The 21,241-nt window shown below is 36.0% G+C and carries 20 protein-coding genes and 1 riboswitch; of the genes, 18 read left to right on the top strand and 2 right to left on the bottom strand.

The annotated features are described in order from the left end of the window. Positions 1-34: 34 nt before the first annotated feature. From DYH56_RS02125 to DYH56_RS02050, 16 genes are all read left to right on the top strand, one after another. Positions 35-508 (top strand): ATP:cob(I)alamin adenosyltransferase, encoded by a 474-nt coding sequence (locus DYH56_RS02125; protein ID WP_114641197.1) that lies wholly within the window; start codon positions 35-37, stop codon positions 506-508. 336 nt (positions 509-844) lie between these two features. Beyond that, positions 845-2,242 carry an anthranilate synthase component I gene (gene trpE / locus DYH56_RS02120; protein WP_114641196.1) on the top strand — a complete coding sequence of 466 codons (1,398 nt, stop codon included), beginning with the start codon at positions 845-847 and terminating at the stop codon, positions 2,240-2,242. Between the two features lie 12 nt (positions 2,243-2,254). Further along, positions 2,255-2,827 (top strand): anthranilate synthase component II, encoded by a 573-nt coding sequence (locus tag DYH56_RS02115; protein ID WP_114641195.1) that lies wholly within the window; start codon positions 2,255-2,257, stop codon positions 2,825-2,827. Then, positions 2,824-3,834, top strand: coding sequence for an anthranilate phosphoribosyltransferase (gene trpD / locus DYH56_RS02110; protein ID WP_114641194.1), 1,011 nt, complete (start codon positions 2,824-2,826; stop codon positions 3,832-3,834). The genes DYH56_RS02115 and trpD overlap by 4 nt, the downstream gene beginning before the upstream one ends. A 15-nt stretch (positions 3,835-3,849) precedes the next feature. Continuing rightward, on the top strand, positions 3,850-4,617 hold the full coding sequence (gene trpC / locus DYH56_RS02105; protein WP_114641193.1) for an indole-3-glycerol phosphate synthase TrpC: 768 nt from the start codon (positions 3,850-3,852) through the stop codon (positions 4,615-4,617). Next, positions 4,614-5,243 carry a phosphoribosylanthranilate isomerase gene (locus DYH56_RS02100; RefSeq protein WP_114641192.1) on the top strand — a complete coding sequence of 210 codons (630 nt, stop codon included), beginning with the start codon at positions 4,614-4,616 and terminating at the stop codon, positions 5,241-5,243. Before trpC ends, DYH56_RS02100 begins: the two co-directional genes overlap by 4 nt. Beyond that, the gene (gene trpB / locus DYH56_RS02095; protein WP_114641191.1) at positions 5,236-6,405 is read left to right on the top strand and encodes a tryptophan synthase subunit beta; all 1,170 of its coding nucleotides are present in this window, start codon (positions 5,236-5,238) and stop codon (positions 6,403-6,405) included. The genes DYH56_RS02100 and trpB overlap by 8 nt, the downstream gene beginning before the upstream one ends. 4 nt (positions 6,406-6,409) lie before the next feature. Continuing rightward, positions 6,410-7,183, top strand: a complete 774-nt coding sequence (gene trpA / locus DYH56_RS02090) for a tryptophan synthase subunit alpha (RefSeq protein WP_114641190.1) — start codon at positions 6,410-6,412, stop codon at positions 7,181-7,183. Between the two features lie 341 nt (positions 7,184-7,524). After that, the gene (gene aroF, locus DYH56_RS02085; protein WP_114641189.1) at positions 7,525-8,538 is read left to right on the top strand and encodes a 3-deoxy-7-phosphoheptulonate synthase; all 1,014 of its coding nucleotides are present in this window, start codon (positions 7,525-7,527) and stop codon (positions 8,536-8,538) included. 202 nt (positions 8,539-8,740) lie between these two features. Continuing rightward, positions 8,741-9,586 (top strand): prephenate dehydrogenase, encoded by an 846-nt coding sequence (locus DYH56_RS02080; protein ID WP_114641188.1) that lies wholly within the window; start codon positions 8,741-8,743, stop codon positions 9,584-9,586. Between the two features lie 2 nt (positions 9,587-9,588). Beyond that, positions 9,589-10,653 (top strand): 3-dehydroquinate synthase, encoded by a 1,065-nt coding sequence (aroB, locus tag DYH56_RS02075; protein ID WP_114641187.1) that lies wholly within the window; start codon positions 9,589-9,591, stop codon positions 10,651-10,653. Between the two features lie 71 nt (positions 10,654-10,724). Beyond that, positions 10,725-11,999: a 3-phosphoshikimate 1-carboxyvinyltransferase gene (gene aroA / locus DYH56_RS02070; protein WP_114641186.1), complete on the top strand. Its 1,275-nt coding sequence runs from the start codon at positions 10,725-10,727 to the stop codon at positions 11,997-11,999. Positions 12,000-12,263: 264 nt separating this feature from the next. Then, positions 12,264-13,343: a chorismate synthase gene (aroC, locus tag DYH56_RS02065; protein WP_114641185.1), complete on the top strand. Its 1,080-nt coding sequence runs from the start codon at positions 12,264-12,266 to the stop codon at positions 13,341-13,343. A 10-nt stretch (positions 13,344-13,353) separates the two neighbouring features. Beyond that, positions 13,354-14,424, top strand: a complete 1,071-nt coding sequence (locus DYH56_RS02060) for a chorismate mutase (RefSeq protein ID WP_114641184.1) — start codon at positions 13,354-13,356, stop codon at positions 14,422-14,424. After that, a complete protein-coding gene (locus DYH56_RS02055) occupies positions 14,414-15,229 on the top strand; it encodes a shikimate dehydrogenase family protein (protein ID WP_114641183.1) in 816 nt (271 codons plus the stop codon). Before DYH56_RS02060 ends, DYH56_RS02055 begins: the two co-directional genes overlap by 11 nt. A gap of 10 nt (positions 15,230-15,239) precedes the next feature. Beyond that, on the top strand, positions 15,240-16,475 hold the full coding sequence (locus DYH56_RS02050) for a pyridoxal phosphate-dependent aminotransferase (protein WP_202922748.1): 1,236 nt from the start codon (positions 15,240-15,242) through the stop codon (positions 16,473-16,475). 43 nt (positions 16,476-16,518) lie between these two features. On the opposite strand, the gene DYH56_RS02045 is transcribed toward DYH56_RS02050, so the two are convergent. After that, positions 16,519-17,094: a xanthine phosphoribosyltransferase gene (locus DYH56_RS02045; RefSeq protein ID WP_114641182.1), complete on the bottom strand. Its 576-nt coding sequence runs from the start codon at positions 17,092-17,094 to the stop codon at positions 16,519-16,521. A 60-nt stretch (positions 17,095-17,154) separates the two neighbouring features. Beyond that, positions 17,155-17,252, bottom strand: a riboswitch (purine riboswitch). Between the two features lie 266 nt (positions 17,253-17,518). Next, a complete protein-coding gene (gene eam / locus DYH56_RS02040; protein ID WP_202922747.1) occupies positions 17,519-18,772 on the bottom strand; it encodes a glutamate 2,3-aminomutase in 1,254 nt (417 codons plus the stop codon). Between the two features lie 401 nt (positions 18,773-19,173). Here eam and DYH56_RS02035 point away from each other — a divergent pair, with 401 nt between their 5' ends. Further along, positions 19,174-19,827, top strand: coding sequence for an N-glycosylase/DNA lyase (locus DYH56_RS02035; RefSeq protein WP_114641180.1), 654 nt, complete (start codon positions 19,174-19,176; stop codon positions 19,825-19,827). Positions 19,828-19,907: 80 nt separating this feature from the next. Further along, positions 19,908-21,236 carry a tRNA (N6-isopentenyl adenosine(37)-C2)-methylthiotransferase MiaB gene (gene miaB / locus DYH56_RS02030; RefSeq protein WP_114641179.1) on the top strand — a complete coding sequence of 443 codons (1,329 nt, stop codon included), beginning with the start codon at positions 19,908-19,910 and terminating at the stop codon, positions 21,234-21,236. Positions 21,237-21,241 lie beyond the last annotated feature (5 nt).

Below are 21,241 nucleotides of genomic sequence, written 5' to 3'. Positions count from 1 at the left end.
TTTTCTGGGGCTTTATCTATATGGATGAAAAATCATGTTAAAAATAAACTATATGATAGAAGCCAAGGGAGTCATAGATGAGTTGAATTGTCATTTAGGAAAGGCTGCAGCCATGGCTAAAATCGATCTGCCGGAGGTGGTGGAAGAGGTAATCGAAATCCAAAAAAATAATTTTTTAGTGAGCTATTCTCTGAATAATAAAACCAAAATAACTTCAAAAAATATAAGTTTTCTCGAAAATAAAGAAAAAAAATATAAGGAGATAGTTGGAAAATTTGACGGATTCATCCTTCAGGGAGGAAGCCTTTTGGGAGCAGAAATTCATATTGCCAGGGCAGTAAATAGGAGGTTGTTCAGACAGGTAACTTACTGCAGTGCTACAGGAATCCATGTAGATGGTGTAATTTTTGACTATTTAAATAAACTGTCGAACTACCTTTTTATCTTATCTAAATATATAAATCATAGACTAGGAGTTGAGGAGATAAAAGTTTATGGTGAACAATAAAAAATATAAAAAAAGTTTGACAAAATAAAAATTAAATTATATAGTGATTGTAATAAAATTTAAAGAGGAGATAGAGATGATTAGAATTACTTGGTGGTGGAAAAGCGATAACTCAACAAATAAAATAGCTTTGACACGTGGACCAGGTTTAGGCAATAAATCGATCTATTAATTTTTGTATATAAAATTTAATTTTTTAAAATTAACAGCCTGTTCACTATGAGCAGGTTTTTTTGTTATATTTTTCTGAGGAAAAGCCTATTCATAATGAGGGGGCTTTTTTTTATATAAATTTATAGATGAACAGGGCAAAAAAAGTAAAAAAGGAGGAGTAAGATGGAAAAGAAAGGGCAGATGAAAGTTTATACAAGGGTAATAACAGGGGACATTGAAACCCCGGTTACTGTCTTTAAAAAATATGTAGGCGATAAAGTGGGCTTGCTCCTTGAAAGCAGGGACAATAAGAAAGGCAGATATTCGTTTATAGCTAAAAATCCATTTAGAAGGCTGAAAAGTTATGGAGATGAATATGAGTTAGATGGTGAAAAGATAAAAAAAGATGGAAAGAAATTTATGGAAATTGTGGAGGGTTATATAAAAGAATATCCTCTAGAGGATGAGGAAAGTGTATATATCGGAGGAGCTTACGGGACCATAGGATACGACATGGTCAGGGAATATGAAAAATTATTGGATGAGAACCCAGATAATATAGGAACCCCAGATTCAGATTTAATGTTTTTTAAAGAAGGGATTGTATTTGATCATTTTCACCAGAATCTTATATTTACAGTGATAGAAGAATCGGATAGAGAGGGAAAATTAAAGGCAGATGTTAAATTTATGGAGATGGAAAAGACCTTGGAAAATGACCTTGATATGAAATTAGATCCTAAGAAAGAAAGGGGACTTGAAGGAGGGTTAAAAGGGAATATAACAAAGGAAGAATTTATGAAAAATGTAGAGAAAGCACAAAAATATATCTATGAAGGGGATGTATTCCAGGTGGTATTGTCACAGAGGTGGGAGATGGAGACAAGGGAAAAATCATTTGACCTATACAGAAAATTGAGGATTACAAACCCCTCTCCATATTTATTTTATATAAATTTTGGAGATTATCAGATAGCTGGAAGTTCCCCTGAGATGCTGGTGGAAGTAAAGGGAAATAAGATATATACCTGCCCAATAGCAGGAACAAGGAGAAGAGGGACAAGTCCGGAAGAAGATAGAATTCTGGCAGAAGACCTGATAAATGATGAAAAGGAGGCAGCGGAACATGTGATGCTGGTGGATCTGGCCCGGAATGATGTGGGGAAAGTTTCAAAGATAGACAGTGTAGAGGTAACTCAATTTATGAAAGTACAAAATTATTCCCATGTGATGCATCTGGTCTCTTTAGTTGAAGGGGAGAAAAAAGAGAAGGAAACCAATTTTTCTGTACTTTCTTCTATCCTGCCGGCGGGAACATTGTCAGGAGCTCCAAAGGTAAGGGCTATGGAAATAATAGAGGAATTAGAAAAAAATAGAAGGGGAATATATGGAGGAGCAGTGGGGTATTTTTCCTATGGAGGGAATATGGATACCTGTATAGCCATTAGAACCATGGTTATAAAAAATGAAAAGGTATATCTGCAGGCAGGAGCAGGGATCACAGGAGATTCTGTTCCGGAAAATGAATATGAGGAGTGCAGGAACAAGATAGGAGCTCTGGTATCGGCACTTAACAGTTAAGAGGAGGGATTCATGATAATTTTAATAGATAATTACGATTCATTTACATATAACTTATATCAGTATTTAGGAAGGTTTGAAAAAGATATAAGAGTTTTTAGAAATGACGAGATAAGTGTAAAGGAGATAGACAGGCTGAATCCCGATAAGATAGTGATATCTCCGGGGCCTAAGACTCCTAAGGAAGCAGGGATATGCATAGAACTTATAAAAAAATTGTATAAAAAATATTCCATCCTGGGGATATGTCTGGGACATCAGGCTATAGGAGAGGCATTTGGCGGGACTGTATCCTACGCCAAGGAGATATTTCACGGAAAAGCTTCTAAAATAATTCATTCTGAAGATGGAATATTCAGCGGCATAACCCAAAATACAAAGGCGGCAAGATATCATTCCCTGGCTATTGCAGAGGAGACGTTAAATGAAGAGCTGGAGATAATAGCAAGAACTGATGATGGGGAAATAATGGCTGTGAGACATAAAAAATATAAGATTGTAGGATTACAGTTTCATCCTGAATCTGTTTACACACCTGAAGGGATGAAGATGATAGAAAATTTTGTTGTAGGAGGAGGTATATGATTAAAATTATTGAGAGATTAGTCAGTGGTGAAAATCTTAAAGAATCTCAGATGACCTATGCAATGACAGAAATAATGGAAGGGAGGGTGAGCAGCGTTCATATGGCCAGCTTTTTAACAGCTCTAAGATTAAAAGGGGAAACCTCAGAAGAAATAAGTGGTGGAGCTAAGGTTATGAGGGATAAAGCGGAACAGATAGATTTAGGGGATAGATATACTGTGGATACCTGCGGAACAGGGGGAGATGGTACAGACACATACAATATCTCTACAGCATCAGCATTTGTAACAGCTGCTGGAGGAGTAGCAGTAGTAAAACATGGAAATAGGTCGGTATCCAGCCAGTGCGGGAGTGCAGATGTACTGGAAACTTTGGGCATAAATATAGGAATAAATTCAAAAAGGGTAAAAGAATGTGTGGAAAAGATAGATCTGGGATTTCTATATGCTCCTGCATTTCATAGTTCTATGAAATACGCAGCAGCAGTTAGAAAAGAGCTGGGGTTTAGGACGATATTCAATATGCTGGGGCCCCTTACGAATCCTGCCAGAGCCAATGGACAGGTATTGGGAGTATTCCATGAAAATTTAACCGGACTTATGGCAGAGGCTATGAAAAAATTAGGAACTGAACATGTATTGGTTGTTCATGGAATGGATGGAATGGACGAGATAACAGTAACCGATAGAACCAAGGTAAGTGAATTGAAAGGTGGAAAAATTAACTCCTATTATATAGAACCAGAAGATTTTGGAATGAAAAGAAGGTTTAAAGAAGAATTGGAAGGGGGAACTCCTAAAGAAAATGCAGAGATAATAAGGGGAATATTTAAGGGAGAGATAAGAGAAGCAAAAAAAGATATATTACTTCTAAACAGCGGAGCAGCTCTGTATGCAGGAAAAAAAGCATCGTCTATCCAGGAGGGAGTAGAGATGGCCAGAGAGATAATCGAAAGCGGTAAGGCTCTTGCTAAATTAGATGAACTGGTAGAAATGACAAACAGATAAATAGGGAGGGTAAAAATGATCTTAGAAAGGATAGTAGAAAGAAAGAAGATGAGGCTGAAGGAGTTAAATTTAGACATAAAACTGCTAAAGGAAAAAGCTGAAAGGTCAGAACCCGGACCTAGTTTTATAGAATCACTTCAAAAAAAAGGCTTATCCATAATCGGGGAGGTGAAAAGAGCATCTCCATCTAAGGGGGTGATAAAAGAAAATTTTGATCCATTGGAATTAGCTGTGGAATATGAAAATTGTGTAGATGCAGTTTCTGTACTGACAGAGGAAGATTTTTTCCTGGGAAGCCCGGAATATTTAAAAAAAATAACAGATGCGGTGGGGATCCCTGCCCTGAGGAAGGATTTTATAATAGAAGAGGTTCAAATTTATGAGGCAAAAATATTAGGAGCTTCAGCAATACTTTTAATAACAGCAATTTTAGAAGAAAAGACATTGAAAAAATTTATACAGACAGCTGAAAGTTTGGGGATGGATGCCCTGGTAGAGGTCCATGCAAAAGAGGGAATTGAGACAGCCATCAGGGCAGGAGCTCAGATAATAGGGATAAATAACAGGGATTTAAAAACCTTTGAAGTGGACCTGAATACAACGGTAGAGCTGGCAAAATTAATTCCAAAAAATAAGGTGATAGTCTCTGAGAGCGGGATAAAAAATCAGATGGATATAGAAAAGTTAAAAAAAGCAGGGATAGACGGAGTTCTGATCGGAGAAGTATTTATGAGGTGTGATGATATAGGGAAATTAGCAGAAAAATTTAGGGGGAAAGGATGACCAAAATAAAAATATGCGGATTGCAAAGGGTGGAAGATATCGGGATGGTGAATAAAAATTTACCTGATTATGTGGGATTTATTTTTGCCGAGAGTAAGAGAAAGATCGCTAAAGAAAAAGCTAAAGAATTGATCGACAAACTGGATAAAAGGATAAAAACTGTAGGAGTATTTGTAGATGAAAGAAGAGAAGATGTAGAAAAGACAGCAAAATACTGTAGACTGGATATTCTGCAATTCCACGGGGAAGAAACAGCTGAGTATTGTGGGCAATTCAGAGGCAGATATGAAATCTGGAAGGCGTTTTCGGTAAAGAATAGAGGTATAGAGGAAAGGCTTCTAAAATATAAAGAACATACAGACCTGTGTATTTTAGATGCCTATAATAAAGGGGTCAGAGGCGGAAGTGGTAAAGTTTTCAACTGGGATTTGATCCAGGGGATGAGTAAAAAATATAAGATTGCTCTGGCTGGAGGGATAACTTATAAAAATATATTAGAAGCTGTGGGAAAGGTAGAGCCTTATATTATAGACCTCAGTTCAGGGGTGGAAACAGATGGGGTTAAAGATGGTGAAAAAATAAAGAACGTTATTCAAAAACTAAGAAGGGGTGGGAAAAATGAATAGAAAATTTGGAAAATTTGGTGGTCAATATGTGGCTGAAACACTGATGAATCCATTGAAAAAACTGGAATCAGCCTATAAAGAGGCAAAGAATGATCCGGAATTTATGGAGGAATACAGGTATTACCTGAAAGAATACGTAGGCCGTGAAACACCGTTATTTTATGCTGAAAAAATAAGTGAAAAATTAGGAGGGGCAAAGATCTACTTAAAAAGAGAGGATCTGAATCATACTGGGGCTCATAAGATAAATAATGTGCTTGGACAGATCTTACTGGCTAAAAGAATGGGAAAAAAGAAGGTGATAGCTGAAACGGGAGCAGGGCAGCATGGGGTAGCAACAGCAACAGGTGCGGCATTATTCGGGATGGAATGTGAAGTTTTCATGGGTGTAGAGGATATGGAAAGACAGAAAATAAATGTTTTTAAGATGGAACTATTGGGAGCCAAGGTAACAGGTGTATCATCAGGAACGGGGACATTAAAAGATGCAACCAATGAAGCCATAAGAAAATGGGTGCAGAGGGTAGGGGATACATTTTATGTGATTGGATCGGTAGTGGGACCCCATCCATATCCGACTATGGTAAGGGATTTTCAAAAGGTAATAGGAGAAGAAACCAAATCACAGATAGTCAAAGCTGAAGGAAGGCTGCCAGATGCGATAATTGCCTGTGTAGGGGGAGGCTCCAATGCCATGGGGATGTTTTATGACTTTATAAAAAATGAAGAAGTAGCACTGTATGGAGTAGAGGCAGCGGGGTATGGAATAGGAACAGGGCAGCATGCGGCAGCATTTTGCGGTCACGTAGGAGTAATACACGGGATGAAAACTTATATGCTCTGCGATGAGGATGGAAATATAACGCCGGCACACTCTATATCGGCTGGATTAGATTATCCTGGGGTAGGTCCGGAACATGCCCATCTGCATGATATAAAAAGGGTGAAATATGAATCGGTAACAGATGATGAAGCCTTGGAAGGGTTTAAATTGTTAACCAGACAGGAGGGAATAATACCGGCACTGGAAAGTTCCCATGCCATAGCTTATGCAGTGAAATTAGCTCCTAAGATGGGAAAAGAGCAGGTATTAGTAATAAACATATCGGGACGTGGGGATAAAGATATCCATACGGTGGCTGAATATTTAGGGGGGGAATAAAACTATGAAGAGGATAGAGCAAAAATTTAAAGAATTAGGAGATAAAAAAGCGCTGGTTACATATATAACAGCTGGAGATCCTGGCTTAGATGAGACAGAACAGCTGATTTATGCTATGGAAAGGGGAGGAGCCGACATAATAGAATTGGGGATACCGTACTCAGATCCCATAGCTGACGGGCCTGTTATCCAGGCAGCCGGCAAGAGGGCCCTGGACAATGGGACCAGGTTATTTAAAGTATTTGAAGTTGTAAAAAAAACCAGGGAAAAAACAGAGATCCCCTTGGTGTTTTTAATCTATTTCAATACTATCTTGAGCCAGGGGATAGAAAATTTTATAAAAAAATGTAAGGAAGCTGGGGTAGATGGGCTCATAATACCGGATCTTCCCCTGGAGGAAAGGGAAGAAATCAGAGAATTAATAGAGGGAAGCGATGTAGATTTAATACCCTTGGTTGCTCCTAATTCCAAGGAGAGGTTAGGGGACATAATTAATCAGGGAGGGAGTGGATTTGTCTACTGCATATCATCTTTTGGTGTGACCGGGGTTCGGGATAACTTTGATGTAGATTTAAAAAGTTTTCTGGAAGAAGTAAGGGCCGTGACAGACTTACCTTTAGCGGTTGGTTTTGGGATATCCAGCAGGGAACATGTAGAAAAGATACATAGGATAGCAGATGGAGCCATAGTCGGATCAGCTATCGTAAAATTAGTTCATGAAACTAATGGTGATCCAAAAGTAATAGAGAAGAAAGTCAGGGAATTAAAAGGCTGTTGAAGTTACAGAATGGTATAGATGTAGAGCAGGGATAAAAATAAATAAAAAATGTTTGACAAAGAGATACAATAGGAGTATGATTAGATCAAATAAATTTTAAGGAGGTAAATCAGATGGTGATGAAGGGCTTTAGATATTGGTATGAATTGAAAAGCAATCAAATTTCATAACCAACAGGTTTATTAAACTTAAAACAATTCGTTAAAATAAATTTTTTAATTGTAGACCTATATTTTAAATATAGGTTTTTTTATTAGGGAAATTGTAACCTGTTCTATTGAGAACAGGTTTTTTATTTTATAGGATAATTTAAAAATCTAGATATATTGGGAGGAAAAATGATGATAATTAAACTAAAAAAAGGTGCCACAAATGATCAAGTGAGCCATATTGTAGAAGTATTTGAAAGCCTTGGAATGGAAATAAAGGATATATCGGGAAAGGAATATGGAGTTTTAGGAATAGTAGGAGACACATCAAAATTAAGCATAAGAGATATGGAAGCATTAGAAGGAGTAGAAAAGGTGACTAGAATACAAGAACCATTTAAGAAAGCCAACAGGAAGATGCAGGAGGAATGCACAATAATAGATGTAAACGGGATAAAAATCGGCAGGGGGAATTTTACTATTATGTCTGGACCTTGTTCGGTAGAATCAAGGGATCAAATCTTGGAAGTAGCAAGATCGGTAAAAGCATCAGGGGCTCAAATCCTCCGTGGAGGAGCATATAAGCCGAGAACTTCTCCTTACGCTTTCCAAGGGATGGAATTAGAGGGATTAGAACTATTAAAGGAAGCGAAAAAAGAAACGGGGATGCCAATAGTAACTGAAATTATGTCGGTAGATCTGGTGGAAAAATTTGCTGAAGAAGTGGATATAATCCAGGTGGGAGCTAGAAATATGCAGAACTTTGATCTGTTGAAAGCCCTTGGTAAGATAGATAAACCAATTTTATTAAAAAGAGGGCTGTCGGCTACCATCGAAGAATGGCTGATGTCTGCTGAATATATCATGGCAGGGGGAAATGACAAGGTAATCCTGTGTGAAAGAGGAATCAGAACATATGAAAAGTATACAAGGAACACACTGGATCTAAGTGCGGTATTAGCAGTAAAAAAATTGAGTCACCTGCCGGTAATTGTAGATCCCAGCCATGCTACAGGAAAAAGATGGATGGTAAAAAAGTTAGCCATGGCAGCAGCAGCAGTAGGAGCAGATGGGTTGATGATAGAGGTGCATAATGATCCTGAAAATGCCCTATGTGACGGGGCACAATCACTCAGACCAGAGCAATTTGAAGACTTAGTAATCGATGTAAAGAAGATATTAGAGGTAGTAGGTAAGAAGATGTAGTAATTATATGAGATACCCCCGGGGTATCTATTCTTTTATCAAATATCAAATTTAAGCAGTTGTAAATCATAAAATTATAGTGGCAGCATATGGCGGAATTTAACAAAAAAGTTTTAGAGAAAAGATTATGAAATAATCTTTTTTCTAAATGATGTTATTTGGTGTCCCTTTAGGGAAACCTTTAAGGAAAGGGATTTTTATTATGAAGCAGAAAAAAACATTAAGTATAGTAGGGTTAGGACTTATAGGTGGATGTTATGCTAAAACATTGAGAGATGAATTTGATGTGATCTATGGGATAGATGTGGATGAAAAAGCCCTCTCCTATGCAGAATCTGAAGGTATAATAGACAGGGGATTTGCAGATCCTAAACTCCCTCTATCTGAAAGTGACCTAATAGTAATCTGTCTCTATCCAAACCTGGTAGAAAAATTTATAGGGGAAAATAGAGATGATTTTAAAACTAATGCAGTTATTACAGACGCAGCAGGAGTAAAGGGTGATCTTTTAGACAGGGTAATGAAAAAACTTCCATTAGATATAGACTTTATAGGAGCCCATCCCATGGCAGGAAGGGAAGTCCAGGGAGTATGGAACTCCAGTGAAAAGATATTTCATGGAGCCAACTTTATAATAACTCCTCATCCTTTGAATCATGCCGAAAATTTGGACTTAGTAGAAAAATTAGCATATAAGATGGGATTTAAGAGGGTTTCCCGGATAACTCCTGAAAAGCATGACGAAATTATATCCTTTACCAGTCAGTTAACTCATGCCATAGCAGTTGCATTAGTTAATTCAGATGAAAAAGACTTTGATACCAATGTGTTTGTAGGAGATTCATACCGGGATCTTACCCGTATAGCCATGATCAATGAAGACCTGTGGGATAAACTGTTCATGGGAAACAAGGAAAATCTTATAAAAAAGATAGAAAGGTTTGAGGAAAGTTTAGATATAATAAAAAATTCTTTAAAAGAAGGAGATAGTGAATCCCTGAAAGAAGAGTTTAGAAAATCTACCATGAGGAGAAAGGAGATATCTTAAAAATGGAAAAATTGCATATAAATTTGGATGAAAAATCCTATGATATTTTTATAGACAGGGGAATATTTAATGAGATAGGAAAATATATATCAAAAGTCTACAAGAAGAAAAAAATAGTTGTAGTGACCGATACAAATGTAGATAAACTTTATGGAGATAAATTATTAAAAAATTTGAAAATGTCAGGTTATATGCCTGCAAAGGTAGTCTTTGATGCAGGGGAAGAAAATAAAAACTTTGAGACCCTCACCGAAGTATATGAAAAAATAATCGATTCAGAGATAAAAAGGGGAGATCTTCTCATAGCTTTTGGTGGAGGAGTTGTTGGAGATTTGGCAGGATTTGCAGCATCTACAATATATAGAGGGATAGATTTTATACAGATACCAACTACACTGCTGGCTCAGGTAGACAGCAGTGTAGGAGGGAAGGTTGCAGTGGATACAACCAGGGGTAAAAATTTAGTTGGAAGTTTTTACCAGCCCAGGATGGTAGTTATCGATCCTGATCTCCTTAAAACTCTGGATGAAAGGGAAGTCAGGAGCGGGATGGCCGAGGTAATAAAATATGGTGCCATCTATGACAGTGAGTTTTTTGACTATCTGCTGGGGAAGGAAGATCTAAAGAGTTCCATGACGGATATTGAAAAAATAATTAAAAAATGCTGTGAGATAAAGGCGAAAATAGTAGAAAAAGATGAGCTGGATCTGGGCTTGCGTATGATATTAAATTTTGGTCATACTCTGGGTCATGCCATTGAAAAATATTATAACTATGGGAAATATACCCACGGAGAGGCAATCTCCATAGGCATGTATGACATAACAAAGTTAGGGGAAAGATTAGGAATAACAAAACCAGGGGTTTCGGATAAAATAAAGGAAATTTTAAAAAAATATAACCTTCCCATAGAAGACGAGGTTGAAATAAAAGATCTTATAGAGATCATGAAAACCGATAAAAAAAATATATCGGGAATATTAAATTTTATATTTTTATCTGAAATAGGGAAGGTAGAGATAAAGAAGGTAGGAGAGGAAGAGATCACCAATAAATTGTTTAAATAAAAGATTAGATTTAAATCAAATGGATGCAACGTAGTCTAGAACTAGTAATTTTGCAGGGTAGGAGGGTAGAAATGAAGGTAAGAATAATTCCAAACAAATTAAAAGGGGATGTGGTGATACCACCGTCTAAAAGTCTGGCACATAGAGCTATAATTGCAGGTTCATTAGCTGATGGAAAGAGTGTGATAACAAACCTTAATTTTTCAAATGATATAGCAGTAACAACCCAGGCTATGAAAGATTTAGGAGTGGAGATAGAAATATTTGAAGATTATGAAGTTATTACAGGATCTAAAAACCTAAAAAGGATAAATAAAATTATAAATTGCGGGGAATCGGGATCTACAATCAGATTTATGATACCTATATCTCTATTGGCAGATGGGGAAGTGACCTTTGTAGGAGAGGGAAGACTGACTACCAGACCACTCAATGTATTCCATGAAATTTTTGACAAACAGGGGATAAAATACAGCCGGGGTGTGGAAGAACTGCCCTTAACTATAGATGGGAAATTAAAACCAGGCAGGTTTGAGGTAAGGGGAGATATAAGTTCTCAATTTATAACGGGGCTGCTCTATACACTGCCAAAATTAGATGGCGATTCTGAAATAATTATAACTACTAATTTGGAATCTAAAGGGTATATAGACCTGACTTTAGATATTTTAGACAGATTCGGCATCAAAATAATCAATGAAAATTATGAAAAATTTATTGTTCCTGGGAATCAAGGATACAGGGCACATGATTATAGGGTCGAGGGAGATTTTTCCCAGGTAGCCTTTTGGCTGGTAGCTGGATTTTTAAATGATGGTATCAATTGTCTTGGAATGAACCCTGAGTCTCTGCAAGGCGACAGGGAAATAATAAAGATATTGAAAGATATGGGTGGCGACTTGACAATAGATGAAGGTGTAATTAGTATAGCAGGGAAAAAATCAACCGGGGCAACAATTGACCTGAGTCAATGCCCGGATTTAGGGCCTATAGTGACGGTCTTGGCTAGTTTAAGTGAAGGGACTACCAGGATAATTAATGCCGGCAGACTGAGGATAAAAGAATCTGACAGGATAACTTCTATGACAACCGAACTGAATAAATTGGGTGCTAAGATAGTAGAAACTGAGGATGGGATGATCATAGAGGGAGTAAAAAAACTAAAGGGTGGAGTAGAAGTAGATGCCTGGAACGATCATAGGGTAGCCATGGCACTGGCAGTAGCCAGCAGCAGATGTGATGAGCCGATTATCCTTACAGGTGCAGATTCGGTGAAAAAATCATATCCGAACTTTTGGAAAGATTTTGAAAAACTAAGCGGGAATATGGAAATAATAGAGGAGTAAAAAGATAAAAAACTGAAACCATGAATGACATAAATTATCACGGAAATGAGAAAAATTGGCTTTTTATTTTATGGGTAAAACCTAGAAAAAAGTTAATCCGTAAAAATCAGAGAGTTTCCTGTGTTCGCAATATTCTTAGTTTATGGAATAAACTTTAGAGATATTGGTGATGCCCATATCGGGTAATCTAAAAGAGAACCGTGTTCTGTGATTCTAAAAGCTCTGTTGATAATCAGTGTCATCTGCGGCAAAAAAGGAGGCGTTATGGGTTCAACTTGGGGGAAAAATATAAAATTATCATTGTTTGGAGAATCCCACGGTGCAGGGATAGGGATTACCATTGACGGCTTACCGGCAGGGGTGGAGTTAGACCTGGATTTGATAAAATTCGAGATGCAAAGACGTGCTACAGGTAAAAATGAACTTACAACAGCCAGAAAAGAAGCAGATACTTTTGAAATTTTAAGCGGATATTTTAATGGTTATACTACAGGAGCACCTCTGAGTATACTGATTAGAAATAGAGACCAGCAATCGAGGGATTACAGCCAGATAAAGAATATAGCCAGACCGGCTCATGCTGACTATACCGGGTATAAAAGGTATGACGGGTACAATGATTATCGTGGAGGAGGTCATTTTTCCGGCAGGCTGACAGCTCCCGTTGTATTTGCAGGGGCAGTGGCAAAGCAAATATTAAAGCAGAAAGGGATCCATATAGGAACACATATAAAGAGTATAAAAGATCTTAAAGACAGGGATTTTTGTGAAAAGGATCTGAATATGGAAGTTTTTAAAAAACTGTCTGAAAAACAGCTCCCATTTTTAGATGAAACCTTGGAAAGTCTCAGCCGGGAAAAGATACTCCAGGCAAAAAGTAGGTGTGATTCCTTGGGAGGAGTAATAGAGTGCTCTATCATAGGGATGAAACCCGGAATTGGAAACCCATTTTTTAATTCTATTGAGAGCCAGTTAGCCGGGTTGATGTATTCTATCCCAGCTGTAAAAGGTGTGGAGTTTGGTGCTGGATTTGGAATAACCGATCTATTTGGAAGTGAAGCCAATGATGATATCTATATGGATGGCGAGCAAGTAAAAACTATAACTAATAATAACGGGGGAGTTTTAGGAGGAATTACCAATGGGATGCCTATAAACTTTAAGGTGGCTATAAAACCAACTCCTTCTATATCAAAGGCTCAAAAAACTATAAATATGAAAACTAATGAGGAAACAGAATTTAAAATTGTAGGAAGGCACGATCCCTGTATAGTTCCAAGAGCTTTAGTGGTAGTAGAAGCCATGGCAGCCATAGGGATCTTAGATTTTTTGATGGTATCTTAGGATGGTGGAAATGAATAAATTAGATCAATTGAGAAGTGAGATAAATAAAATAGATGAAGAGATGGCAAAATTATTTGTAAAAAGAATGAACGTGGTGGAAAAAATTGCAAAATATAAGCAGAGTACAGGGATGGAAGTGCTGGATACAGCAAGGGAAAAAGTAGTAATAGAAGAAAATTCCAGGAGGGTTTCAGATGAAAAACTAAAAAAATATTATGTTGAATTTTTAGAAGGAAATATGGAAATTTCTAGAAGTTATCAAAAGGCTATTCTGGGGCTGGATAAGGTGGTTGGATACCAGGGGATACCGGGATCCTTCAGTTATTTGGCACTTAAAACTAAATATAAAGATGAACTCCTAAACTCCTACCACAACTTTGAAGATGTATTTATAGCATTAAAAAATAAAGAAATAGAGGTAGGGGTACTGCCTATTGAAAATTCCTATACAGGGGATATCACCGATAATTTTGATCTTATAAAAAAATACAATGCCTATATAATAGATATTATAGAGTTGAAAATAGACCACAATTTACTGGGGATAAAGGGCTCTAAATTAAGTGATATCAAAGAAATCTATTCTCATATTCAGGGGTTCAAACAATCTCAAACTTTTTTAAAGGGGAGAGGTTATAAGGAGATTCCATACTACAATACAGCTATAAGTGCAAAATATGTAAGTGAAATGAAGGATATAACTAAAGGGGCTATAGGAAGTGCTGAAACAGCAAGGATCTATAATTTGGATATCCTGGCAAAAAACATAAATACCCATGAAGAAAATACAACTAAATTTATGGTCATTGGGAATAAATTAATTGTAAACAAAAATCATAACAGGATCATGGTGGCATTTTCCACATATAATAAATCAGGAGACCTTTCCAGTGTTTTAGGGAAGTTCAGCAGATACGGTATCAATATGTTAAGTATAAAATCAAGGCCTCTTAAAGATTCTCCCTGGGAATATGTTTTTTTTGTAGAATTGGAGGGGAACTACAACACCTTGAAACCTTCAATAGAAGAGATAGAGAAAAAAAGTAAATATTTTGAGGTGATTGGCAGTTATGAAAAATAAATACGCTTTAATTGGAGAGAAATTAGGGCATAGTTATTCTCCTATGATCCATAAGATGATATTTGAAAGATTTGAGATAGATGGGGAATATTCATTGATAGAGGTGGCTCATAATAATCTGGCAGAAGTGGTAAAAAAGTTAAGAGGGTCAGAATTATTAGGTATAAATATAACCATCCCCTACAAGACAGATATTTTGGAGTATTTAGATGAAATATCCGAAGAAGCCAAACAGATAGGAGCAGTTAATACTGTAATGTCTAAAGGCGGGAGATTAATCGGCTATAATACAGATTACTATGGATTCAAGATGATAATATCTAAATTAAAGTTAGAGGTAAAAAATAAAAAAAACTTTATCTGTGGTGGTGGTGGATCAGCGAGAGCAGTGGTTAAGTGTTTGGAAGATTTAGGGGGAGAAAATTACTTAGTCACCAGAGATACAGAAAAAGCCAGGATTAATTTTCAAAATTTTCAAGATTTAAATATTATTTCCTACAATGAATTAAGGACCATATCTGAAAAAAATTTAATAGTTAATTGCACTCCCTGTGGGATGCATCCAAATATAGAATGTAGTATACTGGATATAGAGGAAAAAAAAGAATACCAGGCTGGAATTGATCTTATCTATAACCCGCAAAAAACTAAATTTTTAGAGGGGTTTGAAGTAGGAGAAAATGGACTCTTGATGCTGGTGGGGCAGGCTGTAAAAGCAGAAGAAATATGGCAGGAAAGAGAAATGCCGGAGGGTGATATACAGGAAATATATGAAAAGATAAAGGGAACAATCTATAAAAAATAAGGAGGAGAAAATGGGAATATTAGCCAAAAGATCGGAAGATAAAAATATTGTAGATACGGTATTTACCATGGTAAAAAAGGCCAGTGATGCTAAGCTTAAGTATGGTGAAGACAAGGTAGTGGATGTAACGATAGGAGCACTTTGTGATGAGGATGGCAAATTTACTATTTTTGATTCTGTAAGTGAGGTGTATAAAAATTTAAATAAGATGGACATAGCACCGTATGCAGAATCATTTATTGGAAACAATGATTATCTGAGGGAAATAAAGTCATGGGTATTAGGGGATCATGAAGAAAAATTCAATGTGGGAGCTATAGCTACCCCTGGTGGATCTGGATCTGTGAGTTCTACCCTGAAAAATATATTGGATGCAGGAGAAACACTGCTTATTCCAAATATCGGTTGGGGCCCCTATAAGATAATGGCAAAGGAACATGATTTAAAAATAGAAACCTATGAGTTATTCAATGAAAAAGATGAGTTTAATATCGAAAGTTTCAGAGAAAAATCATCCAAGATAATGAAATTACAGGGAAAAGTTTTAGTCATAATAAATGATCCGTGTCACAATCCTACAGGATACTCTATGAGCAAATCTGAGTGGGAGAGTGTTGTAAAAGTCATGAATGACCTGTCTGAAGATGGGAATTTTATCCTTTTAAATGATGTTGCTTATATAGACTACTCTGTAAAAGGATATGAAGAAAGTCGTAAATATATGGAAAGTTTTACGAACTTATCTCCTAAAAATTTAGTTGTATTCGCATTTAGCTGCTCGAAAACACTGACTAAATATGGACTTCGTGTAGGGGGAAGTGTATTTATTTCAAATGAAAAGAAAAATATAGATGACTATATGAGAGCCAATGAATTTACGTGTCGGGGTGTTTGGTCAAATGTTCCTAAGGGTGGGATGAAATTATTTTCAACTATCCAAAGTAATAAAACCTTAAGGGATAAATTAACAGAGGAAAGAGATGGATATGTAAAACTGTTGGAGAAAAGGTCTAAGATATTTTTAGAGGAAGCCAAGGAAGTAGGTTTAGAAGTTTATCCATATAAAGAGGGCTTTTTTATTACATTAAAGATAGAAAATGAAAAAATCAAAGAAAGTATTGAAAAGCTGAACCACGAAAATATATATCCAATCCAGGTAGCCCATGGGATAAGGATTGCAATATGCGGAAGTCCCAGTAAAAAATTAGAAGGTTTAGCTAAAAAAATTAAAAAGGTTATAGCTTAAAAAAAAGAAGGTCCCTAGGGATCTTCTTTTTCACAATGCTGCGTTATTTTAATTTATTTAATGTAATCTTACCTTTTTCCATCTTCTCAACAATGGCAAGTGATTCCAGGTGAAATCCTTCTTTTAAAAGATTTTCTCTTCCTTCTTTAAATCCTTTTTCAATAACAATACCTACTCCTACAACAGTGGCTCCACCCTGATTTACTATATCTCTAAGTCCAAGGATAGCGTTTCCTGCTGACAAAAAGTCATCGATTAGAAGAATATTCTCCCCTTCATTTATAAATTCTTTGGAAACTGTTAAATTATAATTTGTTTCCTTTGTAAATGAGTAAACAGTGGTAGAGTAAAAGTCATCCATAGTAATGGGTTTATGTTTTTTAGCAAAGACCATAGGGACACCTAGTTCTAAAGCGGTGATCATAGCAGGAGCAATCCCGGAAGCCTCGATAGTTAGAACCTTATCGATCTTCTTACCTTCAAATCTTTTGACAAACTCTTTTCCAACCAGGTTCATAAGTTTAGGATCTATTTGATGATTAACGAATGAATCGACCTTTAAGATTGAGTCCGATAACGCTAATCCATCCTTTAATATAGTATCATGTAATATTTTCATAATTAAACCTCCAAAAATGTTTTAAACACCTCATATTGAGTGAAATTATTAAGAAAATATTCATCTTAAAATTACACTCATAGTTAGCTATTTACGGCAGCTAGTAGAAACTTTCTTCCTTATTAAGAAAATATATGAGAATTGATTTTATCTATATTACCACAAGATCCCCCAAAAAACAAGGAGGAGCAAGTAGTTTTTAATTTTTTGAAACCGCTAATATCGCTAATAAAACCCTTTTATCACAAAGTAACCGCAAGGGTCGTCACCAAAGAGCTATATTTCAATATCCGCATTCTATTTATTCGTGTCTACTAGCGTAATTTGCGGTTCAGTTTTTTTTTATTTATGAATATTAATGTTTATTGGTGTTAAAAAAATTATAAAAATTAGGCTGACCATGAGGGGCAGCCTAATTAAAAGATTAATAGATCTCTCTTATATTTTTTGTAGGATGGTTTTCATACTTGATTACTTTACCTTCCCAAGTTCTAATCATAACATAATCAGTTCCACGAGATAACATATACTGAGGCATTAAAGGTGTTTTACCCTGTCCCTTTGGTGCATTAACAATATAAGTTGGAATAGCCATTCCAGAAGTGAATCCTCTCAGGTATTCCATGATCTCTAATCCGTCATCTACAGATGTATTAAAATGCTCGGTTCCTTGAACATGCTTTGCATGGAAGATATAGTAAGGTCTGCATCTGATTTTTAATAATTCTTGATTCATAAGTCTCATTACGAACTTATTGTTGTTTATACCGTTTAATAAAACTGCCTGGTTTCCTACAGGGATTCCATTATTAGCTAATTTTTCACACGCGGCCTTAGCTTCAGGAGTTATTTCTTTTGGATGGTTGAAATGGGTATTTAAATAGATAGGATGATACTTCTTTATCATATTAACCAGATCATCTGTGATCCTTTGCGGCATAGTAACAGGTGTTCTACTACCTATTCTAATGATTTCTACATGGGGGATAGTTCTAAGTTCAGCTAAGATCCATTCCAATCTAGAATCAGACAGGGCTAAAACGTCTCCTCCAGTAAGCAACACATCTCTAACTTCAGGGTTATTTCTGATATATTCAATTGATTCTAAAATATCTTTATCGTGGGTAGCGGTGTCGTTCTCACCGATATTTCTCCTTCTCTGGCAATGTCTGCAATACATTGCACACTCATTGGTTGTGTTTATGATAAGTCTGTCTGGATATCTTCTAGTGATAGTTCCAGCAGGGTTAGTGTATTCCTCTCCCATGGGATCAGCATCTCCAGAGTTGTTATCTAATTCGACAGAAGCAGGGATACTAAGTAATCTAATAGGATCGTATTTATCCTTTGGATCCAGTAAACAAGCATAGTATGGTGAAACTGCCCATCTATACTTATCTCCTACACTTTGAATCTCTTTTTTTTCTTCTTCACTTAAGTCTAAGATTAAACTTAAAGTTTTAACGTCTGTGATTCTATTTGAAAGCTGCCATTTAAAATCGTTCCAGTCCTTTTCTGTAGCCCCAAAATGCTTTAAAAGGACGGCTTTTGAGATTTCAAATTGTTTCCTTACATCTTCGCTCATACCAGTTGGTATACCGTCTCTTGCTATTAAATAATCGTTTATGGTGTTCTTAAGTTCGTCAGCCCTGTTCAGGGAAATTTGTCTACCAGTCAAAATATCTACCTCCTAAAATTCTTGATATATATATATCGCATATATTGTATATATTATATTATACCGATATAAGCATAGTGTGTCAAATTTTAATAAATAGAATGAATAATATATATATAAGAAAATTGATATTTTATATGATTTTAAAAAATCCATATTAAAATTTTGATCTGTGTCAAAAAAATCGCAGATTACGCAAATTAACCTAAAGAAATAGAACGCGGATGAGGGAACAAGCATAGGTAAGAAATAGAGAATACGGGATTTTAATTTTTCTATTAGCGACATTAGGGGTTAAATCTCCCAGGGATGAGGGGTTAAATTTTTTAAAGATTTGTGATAAGACAAAAATTTGAGGTATAATTGAATTAATTTTAATTTATTGTAAGGAGGGATCGTAGATGAGTAATCAATATTTAATAGAAATAATGAAAGTGTATAAAAGGATAAAGCCGCTTATAGAAGCTAGGATAGATGGGTATAAGGAGATTTGGTTTAACGGAAACAATGAGGATGTCTATAAAGAACTGGCTTTTTGCATTCTGACCCCCCAGTCTAAGGCCAGGGGAGCAGAAAAGGCAATAAATGGGATGCTGGAGGCTGAGGTATTTTGGACCGGGATGGAAGATGATTTGATACCGTATCTAAATGTAGTGAGGTTTAAAAATACTAAGGCAAAAAACCTTGTTATTCTTCGTGAATTTATGAAGGATGAAGAGGGGAGGATAGTCACCAAGACATTGGTAGACAAGATCGGTGATGTATTTGAAAAAAGAATTTGGCTGGTAAAAAATATCAAGGGGATAGGGTATAAAGAAGCCAGTCATTTCCTTAGAAATATAGGGTTTGGAGACGAGATAGCCATTTTAGACAGGCATATATTAAAAAATATAATGAGATTAGGAGTGATCGATGAAATTCCTAAAACTATAACGCCTAAAAAATATTTGGAAATCGAGAAAAAAATCGAAAAATATTGCAGGGAGATAGAGATTCCTATGGATCATTTTGATCTATTGTTATGGTATTTAGAAGCAGGAGAAGTCTTTAAGTAATCCTATCGAAAAACAAAGTATTATGCTACAATATATAGGATTAAGTTTTATGTATAAAAGATGTTAGATGGAGGAAATTAATGAGTAAGAAAAAAGCTACAATAATAACATATGGTTGTCAAATGAATGTAAATGAGACTGCTAAAATGACAAGATTACTAGAGGGAAATGGATATGAGATGACTGACGACATCCATGATTCAGATGCCGTATTTTTAAATACATGTACTGTAAGAGGTGGAGCAGCAGGAAGAATAGAGGGGAAATTAGGAAACTTAAAGACTATAAAAAATGCGAGAAAGACTAAGATGATAATAGGAGTAACAGGCTGTGTAGCTCAAGAGGAAAAAGAGCATATCTTAGAAAGAGCACCCCATGTAGATATAGTTATCGGGAATCAAAATATAGCACAACTGCCGGAAATTATGGAAAAAATATTAAAGGGAGAAGTAGTACATGCAGTACTGACTGACAAGGAAGATGAGTTGCCTCCTAGGATAGATGCTAACTTCGGAGACGGGATTTCGGCTTCTGTAGCAATAAATTATGGTTGTAATAACTTTTGTACATACTGTATAGTTCCATATGTAAGGGGACGTGAAAGATCGGTTCCCATGGAAGATATAGTGAATGATGTGAGAAAATATGTAAAAAAAGGGTATAAGGATATTTTACTGTTGGGGCAAAATGTAAACTCCTATGGAAAAGATTTTGATAATAGTCATGAGATTAATTTTGCTAAATTATTGGATGAAATTTGTCAGATTGAGGGAGATTACTGGATTAGATATGTATCACCTCATCCAAAAGATCTGACTTTGGATGTGCTGGAAGTAGCTGCTAAATACCCGGAAAAAATAGCCCGGAATATGCATCTGCCAGTGCAGTCGGGATCGACTAATATGTTAAAAGCCATGAATAGAAAGTATACTAAGGAAGATTATCTGGCTCTGGTAGATAGGATAAAGACTGCATTGCCGGACATATCACTAACTACAGATATCATAGTTGGATTTCCTGGGGAAACAGAGGAAGATTTCTTGGATACTATGGATATAATTAAAAAAGTTAAATATGAAAATTCTTATATGTTTATGTATTCTGTCAGAGAGGGAACACCGGCAGCAACTATGGAAGGGCAGATTTCAGAGGAAGTAAAAAAATCAAGATTACAAAGATTGATGGAAGTTCAAAATGAAAATGCAAAGGAATGCAGTTTGAGTTATGTAGGAAAGACTGTGAAGGTTCTAGTGGAAGGTCCTAGTCACAGAAATAAGGAAAAAATGACAGGAAGGATAAGTGCAAATAAAGTAGTTATCTTTGAAGGTGACAGTTCTTTAAAGGGAACCTTTGTGGATGTTAAAATTGTAACGGCAAAAACATGGACTTTATACGGAGAGTTAGCATAAAATAG

The organism is Psychrilyobacter piezotolerans (genome assembly GCF_003391055.1).
Lineage (GTDB): Bacteria > Fusobacteriota > Fusobacteriia > Fusobacteriales > Fusobacteriaceae > Psychrilyobacter > Psychrilyobacter piezotolerans.
Note: the sequence above shows the minus strand (reverse complement) of the source record. Positions and strands in the feature narration are given on the sequence as shown.